This is a genomic window from Bacillus aquiflavi, from assembly GCF_019915265.1.
In the GTDB taxonomy this organism is placed as follows: domain Bacteria; phylum Bacillota; class Bacilli; order Bacillales; family Cytobacillaceae; genus Bacillus_BT; species Bacillus_BT aquiflavi.
This window is the reverse complement of record NZ_CP082780.1, coordinates 1787703-1804575: the sequence shown is the minus strand read 5'-3', so window position 1 is coordinate 1804575 and position 16873 is coordinate 1787703. Positions and strand designations below refer to the sequence as shown.

The window sequence follows — 16873 nt, the reverse complement described above, 5'->3', positions numbered from 1 at the left end:
TTAATATTAAAAATGATTATAATCATATAATTCCCATATGTCAACTATGAATTAATATTAAAAAAAGGGAGTGTTTCTCTTCCCTTTTTATTGTTGATTATTTAATACATCCTTAAAATAAGTCCACGTCTCTTCTGTTTCTTGTGTTAATGCCCAGCTGGCTGCACCTTTTAAATTATATTTATGGACAAGCTTAAGTTTAGCGGTAATTGATTTTTGATCTTCGTACCAAATATGATATTTCCCTTTGATAAAATATTCATTATTCTCCGTAATATTTAGCGTTACTTTTGGAGATTGAAGGTTTTCATTATAGGACACTTCTGCAGGGTATCTATTAATCATCTTTTGAATTAAATTGTTCCCCATACTTATACCTTTAAAGTTTCCATCCTCAGACCAAATTCTGCCGTAGAACGGAATTCCCATTACTATTTTTGATGGGGGAACTTGGCGAGATAATACATAGTCAATTGATTTCTCTACCCAGGGAAGACTTGCAACCGGTCCTTCCTCACTCCCTTCATAGCTTTGATCGTATGTCATTAACACATAATGATCAATGAGCGGTGTAAGCTTTTCATAATGAAAGGAGCCTAAGTAACCTTCTTCATTTCCATGAGGATTCGGGGGAATACAAACGGAAATCTCCTTATCTTTTGGAAGTTTTTTACGAAGTAATGAAATAAAATCAACATAATCGTTTCTATCTGTCTCTGTTAAATTTTCAAAATCTACGGAAATGCCGTCAAGATTGTTGTCTTTAATAAAATCTGCAAGTTGTCCAGCTAATTTTTCCTTCTTTTTCAATGCTTTTCTTGCTAGTTTCTGATCCCAATGATTTGAAATAAACGGTACGACTTTTATCGACCTGCTATTCATTTTTTCTATGAAGCTATCATCATATTTTTCTGTTATTTTAAGAGTACCATCATCATTTAAATCGAAATAATGGGGGGAAATCACATTTAAATTACCGCGTGTATGATCGATGATTTTAACATATTCATCGGTTTCTCCGAAATATAAAAACGACACACTATATTTTTCATTATGAGGGGACGATTTCATTAATAAACTCACTGCCCCAACTGTACATATTAAAAAGAATAATACGTATTTCTTCATAAATCCTCCAAATAATTTTTTTAAATGTTTACATATATCACTATACGGGTATTAGTAACATAAATATCAATATAATGGTTTTATTTTGTCATTTCAAAACTAAATAAAGGTGGTTATTTTAATGGAACAAGCTCTTTCTATTTATGGATTACTCATTTCTATACTGATCATTGGAATTACCATCATTATTTTAATCGTTAAACAACAAGTTAGAAAATTACAAATTTATTATCAAAAAACTTTTTCGACTTTGTACTCCCCTCTTATTATTAAAGCAGCACTTATAAAAAAACAAAATGGATGCTTTGAAAAACAACTATATATTATAAATGACCATCGAACAAAGCAAACTAAAAAAATGGATGACGTCTTAAATTTAGCAGATGATATTTTCATTCAAATTAATACGTACAAACCACTTGCGTCTAAAAATGCATTAAAGCATTTATTCGCAATAAAGGAGATCAAAAATGAAATGGCTCATATCAAACAAGAGCAAATTTATTTAAGATCTTTGGCAAAATATGAGATGAATAAAGAAAAATTATTATTATCGAAAGTGTTTTTTAAAGACATGTATAAAGTAGCTAAAAAAGCTGATTTTTTATATGAAGACTTAGAAACAATGCTTTCTTTCTATCCATTGTTTTTCGACCATTTGCTCAAAAATGAATTAGTTAAACCAAGGTTTGCGCGAAAAAAAATTCGCTTCTTTCAACTAAAAGGATAAATTTAGGATAGGAATTTAAAGGAACAAGCACTGCTTGTCCCTTTAAATGAAATGATATCTTATATCTTAATCATAGGTGACTAAATTTTTAAAAATATCTATCGTAGTAGAAGGATATATACCTCTTCTAGGGATTTGAAGGAAATCATCGCTCGGGTGAGCCATCCCTTTGTCGATTACTGTAAAGGCGATCTTAACACCTTGCTGTTTTAAAATATCGAGTGTTTCATCGTCATAGGCTCCAAAAGGATAAGCAAATGCGGTATTATCACCAATAATTTTAATACTCTTTTCTAAATCCTTTGTAATTGATTTTTTATCCTTTGATACTAAAAATGCTTCATTGTTTTCATCTTTTTCATGAAACTTATGTGTATGACTTGCGTAATTAAAAACGTTACTTCCTTTAGTAATATCTTCATGACTTAAGTATTGTGCATCTGAAGGATCGTAGTCTCGAGGTTTTTTGTCAATATTACCCGTAATGAGAAAGATAGTCGCTTTAAAACCATATTCGTTTAAAACTGGATATGCGTTTGCATAATTATCTTTGAACCCGTCATCAAAAGTAATATATACACTTTTTTCTGGCACATCTAATTTTTTATCCATAAATGCTTCAAATTCTTTTAACGTTAATGTAGTAAAATTATTGTCATGAAGAAACTTCATCTGTTCTTTAAATTGATTTACAGTAACAATTGTATCGTAGATTTTGCCATTTTCATCACGATGTACGGAAGTGAGATCCTCATCGGCAATAATTCGATGGTACATTAAGACAGGAACTTTTTCCGCCTTCTCGTTTTCTTTAAGTGGTCCAAAATCTCGAAGCTCATCATCTTGTTCTACTTTTATTTTCTTATCCATTGAAAAAGCAACTTTCGAGTGAACAATTGTCTCGTAATTTAGTGCAAATATCACTCCTAAAAAAGCAAAATGTAAAAGAAAAACGGTTGTAAATATATAATTAAACGCTTTTTTTATTTTTCCTATGCCTCCCTTTTAACCAACTTTCTTTTTGTTTCGATTAATTGGAACGACTTTTCCATCCGAAGAGAGGTCGCTGCTATAAGTTTGGTTGTTCGTGCCAACTCGCTCTACTTTATTCCAGCTATTTTTGTTGATAAAATAACCAACAGTTCCAAATGTATTAAATAACACACCTAAAAATCGATAAGTGACAATTTCAAATGGAACAAACAAACTAAGTCTTACTCGATCAAATCCTTTAAACTTATAGCCATATCTATTTGTAATAATGAGCGCAACGATACTTTGGAAAACTCCTAAACTAAAAGAGAAACAGAACAACATAAGTGCTAAATGTGCTCCATTACCTGAAAATAATATAATGAACGGAATAATCAGTGTCGGAAAAGCAGTCAAAGTCCCTAACAATAAAGAGTCTACTAGCAAGAACAACGACATACTCAATCCGAATTTGGTAAATAATGATTTTCCATAAATAATAATACAGTCAATAAATGCTTTCTGCCAACGAATCCGTTGTTTGAATAGATCTCTTAACGTTTCGGGTCCTTCTGTAAAACATACTGCTTCTGGAATAAATAATATTTTTCGGTCTTTATATTTTGTTTTTATTAACCGTTGGATACGCATTGTGATATCCATATCTTCGCCAACAGTAATCCGATAACCGCCGACTTCGAATAATGCATCTTTTTTAAAGACACCAAAAGCACCAGAAATAATTGCTAACGCATTAAATTTTGTTTGAGTAATCTTATATAAATAAAAGTTCGCTAAGTACTGAATAAACTGGAATTTAAGTAAATTACTTACTTTAAAAAATGGTTTAGGATTCGTATAGTCACCATGGAACGTTTGCCCGATGTGAACCATTCCTCCTGCTGCAATAACCTTTTCGTCACGGAAAGCTGAATTTATTGCTTGTAAAGAGTTAACATCTAAAGAGCTATCCGCATCTAGAGTAATAATGTTATCAAATTTTGCGTATTCAATTCCTGCATTTAAAGAATCTGCTTTTCCACCATTTTCCTTATCAATTACATAAATGTTTGGGTATACCGTTGATTGATAGATCCCCTTTATCTTTTTATGCTTTAGTTTCCCTGCTTTTTCTTTTTCTACAGTTTCTAAAACTAATAAAGATTGAAGCAATTCCATCGTTTTATCAGTCGAACCATCATTTATGATAAATGCTTCATAGTTTTTATAATCGACATGAAGGATTGCTTGAATACAGTTTTTAATAATATTTTCTTCATTATACGCTGGAATTAGAACCGACATCCCTTTTTCTTTATCAAGCTTTTCTTTAAATCTATTACCTTTTACTGTGAATAATGGGACAAATATGTATAAGGCTTGAAAAATAAAGAATACACAGTACAAACAAATTGTAATTATTAGACCCACAGTTCTTCCCCCTATCAAAATCAAAACTATAAAAGTTTTTCGTATTCAGTTATAAAGCCTTCTTGATATGTATTTCTTTTCTGGCTTGCCTAGTAAATCACTTTAAATTACTATTAACTAATCTCTCTTCTCTCTCTGTTTTTACTTTAGTTAAAACATAAACGACGCCTTCATAATACATATCTATAACTCCCATTAACTTTATAATAAAGTTTTATTTTGAACGAATAAATATGACAAAAGGCCAGTTTAGCCAGTTTTCAAAAAAATTTGATCATTTATGATAAATAAAGCTAAATATCTATATTAAATAGGTATTATCACACTTTCTAAAGATATTTATACTTATATATAGCTCTTATGTATTTGTATATTCGACAATATTTATCTTTTTTTTTATTCTAACGATCTATAAACACTATACAAAAAGATATTTTTCTAGAAAAATATTTAACAATGTTAAAATTTTGTGAACCTTTATTTTATTTGGAGTAACATATATTTTGTCGAAAAAATTATTATCTGTAATAAATCTGTAAATGTTTGTCTAAATTTCGAACAATATTTTTCATGTTCATAATCGGTTTAGTATAAAATAAAATTCTCTTATTATATAGGTATTAAAACCTATGTAATATATTGAACAACTTCATATTATTACTTGACAAATAAAATTTTAAAAAACGAGAAACATTATTAGTTATGACATTTCTCGTTTAAGTTATATAAATGATATCTTATGTATACTTAGACCAAAAAGAGGCGGAAACAAAAAGTCATGAGCTAACAACGAAGCACATGACGATAAATTTAACTGTATTTTTTTATTTAGAAAAGAATCCTTTAAAAGCAAAGCTGACGTTTTGTGGCCGTTCAGCTAACCGGCGCATGAAGTAACCGAACCAATCATCACCATAAGGCACGTATACTCGTACCTTATAACCTTCTTTAACTAAACTGAGTTGAAGCTCATTTCGAAAACCATATAACATTTGAAATTCAAATTGATCGTGAGAAATGTTTTCACTTTCAACAAATTCCTTTACTTTTTCAATAATACGATGATCATGGCTTGCTATAGCTGTATAACTTCCGCTTAAAAGATGTGTTTGAATGATTTTTAAATAATTTTTATCAACTTCTTGCTTTTCCTGAAAGGCTACCTCCGCTGGTTCTTTGTAAGCGCCCTTTACTAAGCGAAGAGGAACCCCTGCTAGATCTTCTACATCTTTTTGCGAACGAAACAAATAAGCTTGGATAACTGTACCAACATTATCATATACTTTTCGCAATTCTTTTAATATATCCATCGTTACTTGGCATCGAGGAGAATCTTCCATATCAATGCGAACAAAATTATCATACTTTTTAGCGGTAGACACAATTTTTTTTATATTGTTTAAACAAAAATCTTTATCAATGTCTAGCCCGAGCTGAGTCATTTTCACAGAGAGATTACACTCGACACCTGATTTAGCGATCGCATCTAAAGTATCGATACAATATTGTGTCGCTTCGCTTGCTTCTTCTTTGCTTGAGACAAACTCGCCTAAATGATCTAGTGTACATACTAATCCTTTATCATTTAACTCTCTTACTTTTTTAATTGCACTATCAATTGTTTCTCCAGCTACTACTTGGCCAGCTCCAAATTTAAGTCCCCATTTACGTGCTGCCTTGTTTAAAAACTTACTTTCAGATATGCGCAAGAAAAAGTTTTTTGATATCGTCTCTATCATGTTGATCCCCCCATGTTGTTGGGGCAGTGTAAAACACTGCCCGCTTATATTTTTTAAAACATTTCAGAAGTTGTTTTTGCTTGCATATGAAGAATTAAATAATCTGGACCTCCAGCCTTTGAATCAGTTCCAGACATATTAAAACCTCCAAACGGCTGATAGCCAACGATTGCACCAGTACAACCTCGATTGAAATATAAGTTTCCAACGTGAAACTCTTCTCTCGCTCTTTCAATATGCTCACGATTATTTGATAAGAGAGCACCCGTTAATCCATATTCTGTATTATTAGCAATTTCGAGCATGTGATCGAAATCCTGGGCTTTACAAACGGCAACAACCGGACCGAAAATTTCTTCCTGCATTATTCGCGCCTTTTCGTTCACATCAGCAAATATTGTTGGTTGAATAAAGTAGCCTTTTGCAGCGTCACCTTCTCCTCCAGTCATTAATTTGCCTTCTTCTTTTCCGATCTCAATGTAACTCATTATTTTGTTAAATGCTGCTTTGTCAATGACAGGCCCCATGTAAGTGTTTACATCTTCAGGATTTCCAAGCGATAACGTTTTCGTTAAGGAAACTGCTTTTTCTAATACTTCATCATATACATCTTGATGAATAACCGCCCGCGAGCCAGCAGAACATTTTTGCCCGGAAAAGCCGAATGCTGAGTATACAATAGAAGCAGCTGCTAAATCCAAATCTGCATCTTTATCAACAAGAACTGTATCTTTTCCACCCATTTCAGCAATGACACGCTTTAGCCAAATTTGACCAGGATTTACTTTTGCTGCTCGCTCATATATACGGCAACCGACATCTCGTGAGCCAGTAAATGATATAAACCGAGTTTTTGGATGATCAACAAGATAATCGCCGATTTCCGCTCCGCTTCCTGGAATAAAGTTCACTACTCCTGCCGGCAACCCTGCTTCCTCTAATAATTCAACAAATTTTGCCGCAACGACTGGAGTAGTATTAGCTGGTTTTAATAACACAGTATTTCCAGACACAATTGCTGCGACTGTTGTTCCAGCCATGATCGCTAACGGGAAGTTAAATGGTGAAATGATGACACCAACTCCAAGCGGAATATAGTTAAATTGATTCAGCTCTCCTTCCCGGCTTTGAACAGGAATACCGTCTTTCAACTTTAACATTTGTCGTGAATAATACTCGAGAAAGTCAATTGCTTCAGCAGTATCTGCATCCGCCTCTTTCCACGGCTTTCCAGCTTCCTTTACGAGATATGCTGAAAATTCATGCTTACGGTGGCGAAGCATCGTTGCTGCACGCAAAATAATATGTGCACGAGTCTCTGGATTAAATTTCTTCCATGTTTCAAACGAAGTAACCGCAGCTTGCATCGCTTTTTCAGCTAAATCTTTGTTTGCTTTCGAAACAATTCCAATTACTTCTTCTTTATTAGCTGGGTTTGTTGAAACAATTTTTTCATCCGTTGTCACCTTTTCACCGCCAATTGTAAGCGGATACTCTTTTCCGAGTTGAGAATTGACAAATTCTAGTGCCTCATTAAATGCTTTTATATTTTCTTTGTTTGAAAAATCAGTAAATGGTTCATGTTTGTAAGGTAACATGTTTTTTCCTCCTCTGAATGAATTGTCATACTATTAATTATTAATGCAATTTTCGTGCCAAATCATTAATGTGGATTATATTCGTCTCTTTCCAGAGCAGTGTATAATATGTGTAAACAAAAGTGTATAATATGTGTAAGGATGTTTACACTTTTGTAAATGACTAAACAATTAATAGGTGATTGTAAATGTTAAAAGACAACATAACACTTTACTCTCTTTCATTACCGTTAGCTGAGCAAGAAAATCTCGAAAAAATGAATCAATATCATAAAAATAGTTTCCTTTCCGACGTTAATGATATGACTGATCAAAAGGATATCTTGTTAATTGATGATGACGGGAAACCTGTTCGATGGATCCCATTTGCTTCATTATTAAAAGCGATTGTAGATCAATGGAAAAATCTCTCTATCTTGAATGATACGGTACTTCGTGCTGTTGATGATGCGATTACAATTGTTGATAACGAAGGAAAAGTAATCGCTTGGAACCCGAAAGCTGAAGAGCTTTATGAAACAACAACTGAGGAAATGCTTGGCAAGCCTATTACTGATTTTTTCAAAGAAGAATCAGTTGTTCTTATGTCTACATTAAAAGAAAAAAGCGGAGTCGTTCGCCAATACAATCAACCACAATCAGGTGTTCACGTGCTCATTAATACTTTACCAATGATGAAAGATGACCAATTGATTGGAGGAATATCTGTAGAAAGAGATATTACTGATGTCGTTAAACTGAATGATGAGCTAACAACAACAACCGCTTATATTCGCGATTTAGAAAGTAAAATTGAAATGAAACATATCGATGATTCATTTCATAAAATTAAAGGAAGAAGTCAAGCGCTATCTTCTGCTATTCATTTAGCAAAAAAAGTGGCTGTTACCGATGCAACGGTTCTCATTACTGGAGAAAGTGGCGTCGGAAAAGAGCTATTTGCTCAAGCTATTCATAATGAAAGCCCGCGATCAAACGAGCCGTTTGTTGATCTAAACTGTGGTGCAATTCCCGCTGCACTTTTTGAAAGCGAATTATTCGGTTATGAAAAAGGGGCTTTTACTGGCGCGATAAAAGAAGGTAAAATTGGAAAAATTGACGTTGCAAAAGGAGGAACGTTATTTTTAGACGAAATTGGCGAACTGCCGTTAGAACTTCAAGTTAAATTATTACGAGTTCTTCAAGAAAAAGAGTTTTACCGAGTTGGTGGGACGTCTCCTATCCCTATTGATGTGAGAATTATTTCAGCCACCAATCGAAACTTAGAAGAAATGATTGAGGAGGGTCTGTTTCGTGAAGATTTATTTTATCGTTTAAACGTCGTTTCTATCCATATCCCTCCTCTTAGAGAAAGAATAGAGGACATTCCAGAACTCATCCAATTATTTTTAAAAGAGTTTTCAATAAAATATAAAAAGCCCGTTCCAATTATTGATCCAGAAGTGATGGTAACGTTTATGCATTTTCCATGGAACGGAAATATTCGTCAGCTTAAAAATACAATTGAACGGATGATGATTTTAGCCGATGAAGATGTTATCAAGTCCGATCACTTACCAAGTAATTTTGTATTAACGAAACGGAATGAACCGGTGAATAGTCCGATCAATGAAATAGAACCTTCAGGACTTCATGATGAAAAATCATCTATTTTATTTGCATTGCAAAAAACGTACGGTAATAAATCTGCCGCTGCGAAATTATTAGGAATTTCTCGAGTTACCCTTTATAATAAAATGAAAAAATATAACATTTATAAACCGTAACATCACATACAAACTTATGAACGTCTGCTCTATTCGTTTCCGTCTTGTTCAAGCGTTTTCATCGAGTCTCAAAAAGAAGCGAAGCGAATGCAATCATTAACTTTGTCGGGCTGTCCCAAAAGGGTAAATACAATAAAAATGGGGCATCCAATAGCTGAAAATTGGCTTATTGGACAGCCCCAAGCTGTTTTACCGCTTTCAACTATTTTCAATCAGTCTTATGACTTGCGTTAGCTCTTTTTTGATTGCTTTTAACTTGAACCCAGCTACCGATTGCTAAACTAATAATCGTTCCAACAATAAGAGAAGTAGCCATATCAAGCTTTGCTACAACTGCGATTAAAATTGAAATTAATACTCCACCAACGATACAAATCCCGAGATAATTTTTCTTTTCGGATTTTTCCATAAGGATCTTTCCCTCTTTTCTGCACTTCATTTTATCAGTAAAAGATGCGAAGCTTCCCAAACTGTTGGCAAACGAACCAACGTGTATAATCCAGTCTGGGGCGATTCTCAAATGATACGCTCATTTACTTCATTATTAACTGCTTTATTTTAATATATCAAGTAAATTAACCGCGGTCCGTTCCTACATCTTTTCTGCTACATATTTCAACATCACTTCTTGGATCAGTAAAAAAGCAAACCATCCCCCTATTCCGAAACAAATAGAGATAACTAAATGAATAGAGTTCTTTAACGATATGTAAGTAATCAATAACAAAACGGCAGAGGCAGGAAACCCTAATAATACACCTAAGATAAATTTACTTAATGTTGTTGTTTGTTCCCCTTGAACATGCAGCCAAATAATACTTAATAAACTAACTAAAGGAAGAGCGGCTACAATTCCTCCATAGGTAGGAAATCTTCTTGCGATTTCTGTAACAATCCCAATAATAATAGACGATACAATAATTTTCCCAATCATATACATCTTTTTGCACCTTCACTCAATATTCTAAACGCTTTTTCAAGCAAATCCTTTTCATCATCACTTAATTTCTGAAGAATTTGTTTTAATTTTTCCTCATCAAGGCTTGTATTTCGATGTAAAACCTCCTTCCCTAAATGAGTTAAATGAAGAATAACTTTTCTTTCATCATGAGGATCCCTTCTTTTAATAAGATAGTTTTTCTCTATTATTCGTCTAACATGTTCTGATGCGGTATTATGGGAGACGTTAATATATGAAGCGACTTCATTTATTCCTATTTGATCTTGTTTTTCTACAAGTTGCAAAATTCGAATGACTTGATGTGAAATTTTATCTTTATGCTGATAATGCAAATAAAAATAAATGTCTGTCCAATATTGATTTAACAGTTTTACTTTATGGTCCAAGCGAAGCACCCCTCCTCTATATCGTACTATAAGATTATATCTTATAGTACGATATATTTCAAATTTTTGCTTGTATTCACCATCATCATCTAAAAAAAGATATAATCGGATAGATTACGGTTTATGGAGGATAAAACATACATGATTACTGTTAATAATGTAAGTTTACGCTATGGAGACAGAAAGTTGTTTGAGGATGTAAATATTAAGTTTACACCTGGCAACTGCTATGGTCTTATCGGAGCAAACGGCGCTGGGAAATCTACATTTTTGAAAATTTTAGCCGGAGAAATTGAGGCGCAAACTGGCTCTGTTTACCTGGGACCTGGACAAAGACTTGCAATGTTAAAGCAAAACCACTTTGAATATGAAGAGTATAACGTACTACAAGTCGTCATTATGGGTCATGAAAAGCTTTATCAAGTGATGCAGGAGAAAGATGCTATTTATATGAAGGCTGATTTTTCAGATGAGGATGGAATAAAAGCTGCTGAACTTGAAGCAGAATTTGCGGAAATGAACGGTTGGGAGGCAGAATCAGAAGCAGCTATTTTATTAAAAGGTCTTGGTATAGAAGAAGAGCTGCATAATAAAACGATGGCTGAGTTAAACGGAGCAGAAAAAGTGAAGGTGCTTCTTGCTCAAGCATTATTCGGCAAGCCAGACGTGCTATTATTAGACGAGCCGACAAACCACCTCGATATTAAGGCGATACAATGGCTTGAGGAATTTTTAATTAACTTTGAAAATACAGTCATTGTCGTTTCCCATGATCGTCATTTTTTAAATAAAGTTTGTACACATATCGCTGATCTCGATTTTGGTAAAATTCAAATATACGTTGGAAACTATGATTTTTGGTATGAGTCTAGTCAGCTTGCTTTAAAAATGTCACAAGATGCAAATAAGAAGAAAGAAGAAAAAATAAACGAGCTACAAAGCTTTATCGCTCGTTTTAGTGCCAATGCATCGAAGTCTCGCCAAGCAACATCAAGAAAAAAGCTGCTTGACAAAATTACATTGGAAGATATTAAACCTTCTTCCCGCCGTTATCCATACGTTCATTTTGCACCAGAGCGTGAAATTGGCAATGATTTGCTTCGAGTTGAAGGTTTAACGAAAACAATCGATGGAGTGAAAGTGTTAGATAACGTCAGTTTCATGATGAATAAAGGTGATAAAATTGCTCTTGTTGGAAAAAATGAACTCGCTAAAACAACACTTTTTAAAATTTTAATGGGAGAAATCGAACAAGACAGCGGTTCCTTTAAATGGGGAGTGACTACTTCCCAAGCGTATTTTCCTAAAGACAATTCTCGTTATTTTGAAAAAGACGAATTAACACTCGTTGATTGGCTTCGACAGTATTCACCTCACGATCAAAGTGATAGCTTTTTAAGAAGCTTTCTAGGAAGAATGCTATTTTCAGGAGAGGAAGTTTTAAAAAAGCCGAGTGTTTTATCAGGCGGTGAAAAAGTACGTTGCATGCTCTCAAAAATGATGTTAAGTGGAGCGAATGTCCTTCTTCTTGATGAGCCGACGAACCATCTAGATTTAGAATCAATTACCGCTTTAAATAACGGATTAATACAATTTAAAGGTTCTATTATCTTTGCATCCCATGATCATCAATTTATTCAAACAATCGCTAACAGAATTTTTGAACTCACTCCAACGGGATTAGTCGATCAACAAATGACATATAATGAATATTTAGCTAATGAAGAACTGCAAAAGCAGGTAGAAAAGATGTATTGATAAAATAAAAGCAGGTTGATAAAAACAATTTTTTGTTTTTATCAACCTGCTTTACTTTAAGGCTTATTTTTCAAAGCTTGATGTTACGCATTCAAGCTCTCCGTTTTCAACGTGAAATAAACAGCCGACTACATCTACACCTTCACCGTACTGCTGATAAATTGGGTGCTTTTTTATCCGTTCGACTTGTTTAATGACATTCAGCTTCGTTAATGTATCAATCGAGTAATCTCCGCTTCCCTTTTCAGGTAAACTTTTTGTGATGTTTTTAAGCCAAGGCTTTAATTCTTCGTCGTTATTATTAGACCAAGCTGCCTTTACACCGCCGCAATCAGTATGTCCCTTTACGATAATTGTTTTTACTCCTAAATGCTTAAGAGCATAAAATAAACTCGCTGAGAAGCTTCCATCGTTTTCATCTACTTGATTTGCGATATTTCGATGTGTAAACATTCGCCCTAATGGCATTTGCGTAACGATAGATGGACTTACTCGTGAATCACTGCAAGAAAGGACAAAGTAATCGGGAGCTTGTCCTTTTTTTAATTCATCAAAAAAGAATGGATTTTTATCCTTCATTTGTTTTACAAATAAGTGATTCTTCTCTTTAAGTTCAAGCTCATTCATCCGATGTCACCTTACTTTCCAATGTCTTTTAATGCATGATCAATCGTTAAATAATGATATTTAAACCGATTACCGAGTTTTTCTTTTATCTCAGATTTTTTAAATAAATCTAAAACAGGGCCTTTCATTCCAGCGGCTAAAAATTTGACTTCGCCTTTGCTGCAATTAGCAATTAAATCCTCAAAAGAATGAATGGCAACTGCATCAATTGAGTTAACACCCGAAAAATCTAAAATTATCCATTTTAATCGTTCCTTTTTACTAGCTGCGTCACATAATTTATCTTCGAGAAAAGTCATATTTGCAAAATATAATGATGAATCTACTCTGAATATTAATACTTCAGGATCTATTTTTGCATTTGGATAACGATTAATATTTTTATACACTGATTCTGTCTCTAATAAACCTAATTCAGCTACATGTGGATTAGCACTTCTCCAAATAAAGATAATTAATGAAAATGCTGCTCCGATTAAAATTCCTTGTTCAATCCCTAAAGTTAATGTAGCTAAAAAAGTGATTAACCATGTAAAACCATCCGTTTTTTGAATTTTAAACAGTTCTTTCGATTCATTAAAGTCGATTAATCCGTACACAGCGACCATAATAATTGCTGCTAACACTGCCTTTGGTAAGTAATAAAATAAAGGAGTGAAAAATAATAAAGTTAAAATAATTAAAACAGCAGTAATAACCGATGCTAATGGTGTTCTCGCACCTGCTTGGTAGTTAACTGCTGAACGTGAAAATCCACCAGTTACCGGATATGCTGAGAAAAAAGACCCTCCAACGTTTGCTAAACCTAATCCAATAAGTTCTTTATTTGCATCAACTTTATATTTCTCTTTAGCTGCAATCGCCTTTGCCATTGCAATTGATTCCATAAATCCGACGAACGAAATCGTTAAAGCAATTGGCAGTAATACTACAAGAGCATTCATATCAAAAGAAGGAAATGAAAGTGATGGAAGACCTTGAGGAACGCTTCCAACAATTTTTACTCCCTTCTCTTCAAGATTTAAAAAAAACACAGAGAGTGTACTTAAAACAACAACTACAAGTGGAGCTGGCACCTTTGGAAGAAACTTTTTTAAACCGACAAGTAAAAGGATACTAATTATTCCAACTACAAACGTAGTCACGTGAATTTCTGTAAACTTATTAATCACTTCCCAAAGCTTGCCGAAGACATTACTTGACTCAATCTTGATCCCCAACAGCTCTTTTAACTGACTTAACCCAATGATGATGGCTGCTGCTGAAGTAAATGCACTAATCACACCATGTGAAAGGAAGTTAACGATAAATCCAAGCTTAAATAACCCCATCAAAAACTGAATAACCCCGATCATAAGTGCAAGTAATAACACAAGTGAAATATATTCTTTAGAACCAGGCTCTGCTATCGTAGATACACCTGCTAATACTAAAAGAGAAACCATTGCAACTGGGCCAACCGCTAATTGACGGGATGTCCCAAATAAAGCATAAATAATTAACGGAACTGTCGATGCATATAAACCAATTACGGGCGGCAATCCTGCAAGCATAGCATATGCCATCCCTTGAGGAATAAGCATAATTGCGACAATTAATCCCGCTTGCAAATCACCTGTCAAATCTGTTTTGTTATAATTTCGAATCCAGTCAAATGCAGGAATAAATTTGTTCATTAAACAATAAAGCCTCCTCAATTAAAGCTGTAAAGGGACATGAAAAATGTCCCTTTACAAAACACCTAAATTAATTAGTATGGTGAAGTGCACAACGGTTTGGTCCAATTTCTAGTTCTTGCTGTTTTTCACCATCTGCTTCAAGTTCCCCACGGTTGATAGCAACGATTTCTTCAAAGTTTGGTGGTGTTTCTGTGTTTGCATTTGCTTCAACCATATCGACAAACTCTGCTTTTCCTTTGTTTTTCATCATATCGTTACGAGAACGAATATTGCCGAGTAAATCACCGATGTAGCCATTTGAATTCATTTCTTCATCTAAGCTTGCGTAATGGCCTGGAAGTACAACTACATCATCAGCAATAGTAGCAACCTTTTCATAAACAGTATCATAAAGATCGTTTGCCCATTCTCTTACTTTTCCGCCTAAATCAGGGCGGCCAAGTCCACCTACAAAAATAGTATCTCCTGAGAATAATAATTTATCATTCACAAAGAAAGAAACACTGCCAGGTGTATGTCCTGGTGTTTTTACTGCTAATACTTCAAGGTTAACTTGTTCGAAGTGAATCTTATGATAGTTCTCAAGTGGTTCAAAGTCGAACACCGCGCCTTCACTCTTCATAAGATAGTAAGCTGCACCTGTTTTTTCAGCTAACTGTTTTCCACCTGAAATATGGTCTGCATGTAAGTGCGAATCAACAATATGAGTAATTTTTACTCCTTCATCGGCTGCGATTGTTTCATACACATCAAGGAAACGTGCTGGGTCTACAACAAGAGCTTCCTTCCCTGAAATAACCATATAAGATAAGCAACCTTTTCCTACACGGATTAATTGGTACACCTTTATTTTTTCATCTTGATACACTTTAGTTTTATATAAATACTCACTCCAAGATTTCATTCCGCCTTCTAAATATGATACTTCTTTAAATCCATCTTCAGCGAGCATTTCAGCAACAAATTTTGAAGATCCTTCCTTAGCACAAACAACTAAAATGGGTTTATCCTTAGGTAAATCATTTCGTACAGGATCAATTCCATCAATTAACTCAAAATAAGGAGTATTAATTGATGTAACTGCTTCACCTTCGATTTTCCAATCGGCAAAATCAGCCTCGTTTCTTACGTCTAAAATAAATAATTCCTCTTTGTTTATAACTTTTTTAGCTACTTCACTTGCTTTCATTGCTTTTGCAGTCATTCTTGTATACCTCCATTTAGTTTATGATAGAAAAAAGATTTCATTCCGAATTATACCCATACAGGTATATAAAAAGGTAAAAAAATATGCTATTGAGAAGAAACAACCTTTAACACTATTATCACTCCTCTTACGTAATATTTTATACCCTTATGGGTATAATACGATGTAAATTAAAAAATGTCAACAAGCGAAGTTATAAAAGAAAATTTTTTTTATCGATTGGGCTAGCGTGAAAAGACAGTCGGAGCGTTTTTGGGCTTGTAGACAAAGGCAGTATTGAGGCAAATACCCCTTCTGTCAGCAGCAAAAAGAACAAGTCGAAGTCGTTTATGAGTCCGTTTGTCAACTGTCTAAAGCGATCGGAAAAATCCCGATCGCTCTATCTTATCATCGCTTCTTTTTCTTTCGTGATGATGATGCACTTACGCCATCAGTTTCTATATTTGTTGTTCCTTGCCCTTCAACTTCTGGAGAAGACAGCTTTCCTTTGGAAGGATCTTTTTTCCGTTTTCCCATATGGTGTTCACCTCCATTCACATGATTTGAATGAAAGAGCTAAATCATGTGCAAACAACATATAGAATATTTTACTCCTTTAGAGGAAAAATTATTTACAAGGAGGTGGTGCGAATGGAGAAAATTGGGGTTGAGGAATCTTTAACAAATGTTCAACAAGCACTTCGTGAAAAAGGATATGATGTTATCGAGATCCGACAAGAATCTGATGCAAAAGGGTGTTCACTTTGTGTTCTAACAGGGATTGATTCAAATGTAATGGGGATTCAAAATAAAATAATTGAAGGGCCAGTAATCGAAGCAAACGGACTTTCAGCAGAAGAAGTAGTACAGCAAGTAGAAAGTAAACTACATTAAATAAGTTCCCCCACTTGT

Annotated in this window: 16 protein-coding genes; 4 read left to right on the top strand and 12 right to left on the bottom strand. The window is 34.0% G+C overall.

The genetic code is table 11. From position 1 onward, the window contains the following. Positions 1-87: 87 nt before the first annotated feature. Positions 88-1128 (bottom strand): glycosyl hydrolase family 18 protein, encoded by a 1041-nt coding sequence (locus tag K6959_RS08555; protein ID WP_163239597.1) that lies wholly within the window; start codon positions 1126-1128, stop codon positions 88-90. Positions 1129-1249: 121 nt separating this feature from the next. On the opposite strand from K6959_RS08555, the gene K6959_RS08550 reads away from it, so the two are divergent. After that, positions 1250-1858 carry a hypothetical protein gene (locus K6959_RS08550; RefSeq protein WP_223088182.1) on the top strand — a complete coding sequence of 203 codons (609 nt, stop codon included), beginning with the start codon at positions 1250-1252 and terminating at the stop codon, positions 1856-1858. Between the two features lie 66 nt (positions 1859-1924). Here K6959_RS08550 and K6959_RS08545 read toward each other — a convergent pair whose 3' ends face one another. From K6959_RS08545 to pruA, 4 genes are all read right to left on the bottom strand, one after another. Further along, the gene (locus K6959_RS08545) at positions 1925-2728 is read right to left on the bottom strand and encodes a polysaccharide deacetylase family protein (protein WP_223088180.1); all 804 of its coding nucleotides are present in this window, start codon (positions 2726-2728) and stop codon (positions 1925-1927) included. Positions 2729-2863: 135 nt separating this feature from the next. Further along, entirely contained in the window at positions 2864-4261 is a 1398-nt protein-coding gene (locus tag K6959_RS08540; protein ID WP_223088179.1) for a glycosyltransferase family 2 protein, read from the bottom strand. Between the two features lie 824 nt (positions 4262-5085). Next, the gene (locus K6959_RS08535; RefSeq protein ID WP_223088178.1) at positions 5086-6000 is read right to left on the bottom strand and encodes a proline dehydrogenase family protein; all 915 of its coding nucleotides are present in this window, start codon (positions 5998-6000) and stop codon (positions 5086-5088) included. A gap of 53 nt (positions 6001-6053) precedes the next feature. Beyond that, positions 6054-7598: an L-glutamate gamma-semialdehyde dehydrogenase gene (gene pruA / locus K6959_RS08530; RefSeq protein WP_163239607.1), complete on the bottom strand. Its 1545-nt coding sequence runs from the start codon at positions 7596-7598 to the stop codon at positions 6054-6056. Positions 7599-7786: 188 nt separating this feature from the next. Between pruA and K6959_RS08525 the strand changes: the two genes are divergently transcribed. Beyond that, the gene (locus tag K6959_RS08525; RefSeq protein ID WP_163239609.1) at positions 7787-9364 is read left to right on the top strand and encodes a sigma-54 interaction domain-containing protein; all 1578 of its coding nucleotides are present in this window, start codon (positions 7787-7789) and stop codon (positions 9362-9364) included. 208 nt (positions 9365-9572) lie between these two features. On the opposite strand, the gene K6959_RS08520 is transcribed toward K6959_RS08525, so the two are convergent. The 3 genes from K6959_RS08520 to K6959_RS08510 form a co-directional block, all read right to left on the bottom strand. Continuing rightward, positions 9573-9773, bottom strand: a complete 201-nt coding sequence (locus K6959_RS08520) for a hypothetical protein (RefSeq protein WP_163239611.1) — start codon at positions 9771-9773, stop codon at positions 9573-9575. 183 nt (positions 9774-9956) lie between these two features. Further along, entirely contained in the window at positions 9957-10304 is a 348-nt protein-coding gene (locus tag K6959_RS08515) for a DUF3147 family protein (protein WP_163239613.1), read from the bottom strand. After that, positions 10295-10711, bottom strand: a complete 417-nt coding sequence (locus K6959_RS08510) for a MarR family winged helix-turn-helix transcriptional regulator (protein ID WP_163239615.1) — start codon at positions 10709-10711, stop codon at positions 10295-10297. The genes K6959_RS08515 and K6959_RS08510 overlap by 10 nt, the downstream gene beginning before the upstream one ends. A gap of 141 nt (positions 10712-10852) precedes the next feature. Between K6959_RS08510 and K6959_RS08505 the strand changes: the two genes are divergently transcribed. Then, positions 10853-12469 carry an ABC-F family ATP-binding cassette domain-containing protein gene (locus tag K6959_RS08505; protein WP_223088176.1) on the top strand — a complete coding sequence of 539 codons (1617 nt, stop codon included), beginning with the start codon at positions 10853-10855 and terminating at the stop codon, positions 12467-12469. A 63-nt stretch (positions 12470-12532) separates the two neighbouring features. Here K6959_RS08505 and K6959_RS08500 read toward each other — a convergent pair whose 3' ends face one another. The 4 genes from K6959_RS08500 to K6959_RS08485 form a co-directional block, all read right to left on the bottom strand. Next, entirely contained in the window at positions 12533-13096 is a 564-nt protein-coding gene (locus K6959_RS08500) for a carbonic anhydrase (RefSeq protein WP_163239619.1), read from the bottom strand. A gap of 11 nt (positions 13097-13107) precedes the next feature. Next, a complete protein-coding gene (locus tag K6959_RS08495) occupies positions 13108-14772 on the bottom strand; it encodes a SulP family inorganic anion transporter (protein ID WP_223088175.1) in 1665 nt (554 codons plus the stop codon). Positions 14773-14842: 70 nt separating this feature from the next. Then, complete coding sequence (locus K6959_RS08490; RefSeq protein WP_223088173.1) at positions 14843-15979, bottom strand: MBL fold metallo-hydrolase; 1137 nt, start codon at positions 15977-15979, stop codon at positions 14843-14845. Between the two features lie 390 nt (positions 15980-16369). Further along, positions 16370-16498, bottom strand: coding sequence for a YuzL family protein (locus K6959_RS08485; protein WP_163239625.1), 129 nt, complete (start codon positions 16496-16498; stop codon positions 16370-16372). 114 nt (positions 16499-16612) lie between these two features. Here K6959_RS08485 and K6959_RS08480 point away from each other — a divergent pair, with 114 nt between their 5' ends. Next, entirely contained in the window at positions 16613-16855 is a 243-nt protein-coding gene (locus K6959_RS08480) for a YkuS family protein (protein ID WP_163239627.1), read from the top strand. The last annotated feature ends 18 nt before the right edge of the window (positions 16856-16873 follow it).

What these genes read in the sequence shown, in the direction of transcription:
- K6959_RS08555 (WP_163239597.1), bottom strand. Translation starts at nt 1,128, where the DNA reads ATGAAGAAATACGTATTATTCTTTTTAATATGTACAGTTGGGGCAGTG.
- K6959_RS08550 (WP_223088182.1), top strand. Translation starts at nt 1,250, where the DNA reads ATGGAACAAGCTCTTTCTATTTATGGATTACTCATTTCTATACTGATC.
- K6959_RS08545 (WP_223088180.1), bottom strand. Translation starts at nt 2,728, where the DNA reads ATGGATAAGAAAATAAAAGTAGAACAAGATGATGAGCTTCGAGATTTT.
- K6959_RS08535 (WP_223088178.1), bottom strand. Translation starts at nt 6,000, where the DNA reads ATGATAGAGACGATATCAAAAAACTTTTTCTTGCGCATATCTGAAAGT.
- pruA (WP_163239607.1), bottom strand. Translation starts at nt 7,598, where the DNA reads ATGTTACCTTACAAACATGAACCATTTACTGATTTTTCAAACAAAGAA.
- K6959_RS08525 (WP_163239609.1), top strand. Translation starts at nt 7,787, where the DNA reads ATGTTAAAAGACAACATAACACTTTACTCTCTTTCATTACCGTTAGCT.
- K6959_RS08520 (WP_163239611.1), bottom strand. Translation starts at nt 9,773, where the DNA reads ATGGAAAAATCCGAAAAGAAAAATTATCTCGGGATTTGTATCGTTGGT.
- K6959_RS08515 (WP_163239613.1), bottom strand. Translation starts at nt 10,304, where the DNA reads ATGTATATGATTGGGAAAATTATTGTATCGTCTATTATTATTGGGATT.
- K6959_RS08505 (WP_223088176.1), top strand. Translation starts at nt 10,853, where the DNA reads ATGATTACTGTTAATAATGTAAGTTTACGCTATGGAGACAGAAAGTTG.
- K6959_RS08500 (WP_163239619.1), bottom strand. Translation starts at nt 13,096, where the DNA reads ATGAATGAGCTTGAACTTAAAGAGAAGAATCACTTATTTGTAAAACAA.
- K6959_RS08495 (WP_223088175.1), bottom strand. Translation starts at nt 14,772, where the DNA reads ATGAACAAATTTATTCCTGCATTTGACTGGATTCGAAATTATAACAAA.
- K6959_RS08490 (WP_223088173.1), bottom strand. Translation starts at nt 15,979, where the DNA reads ATGACTGCAAAAGCAATGAAAGCAAGTGAAGTAGCTAAAAAAGTTATA.
- K6959_RS08485 (WP_163239625.1), bottom strand. Translation starts at nt 16,498, where the DNA reads ATGGGAAAACGGAAAAAAGATCCTTCCAAAGGAAAGCTGTCTTCTCCA.
- K6959_RS08480 (WP_163239627.1), top strand. Translation starts at nt 16,613, where the DNA reads ATGGAGAAAATTGGGGTTGAGGAATCTTTAACAAATGTTCAACAAGCA.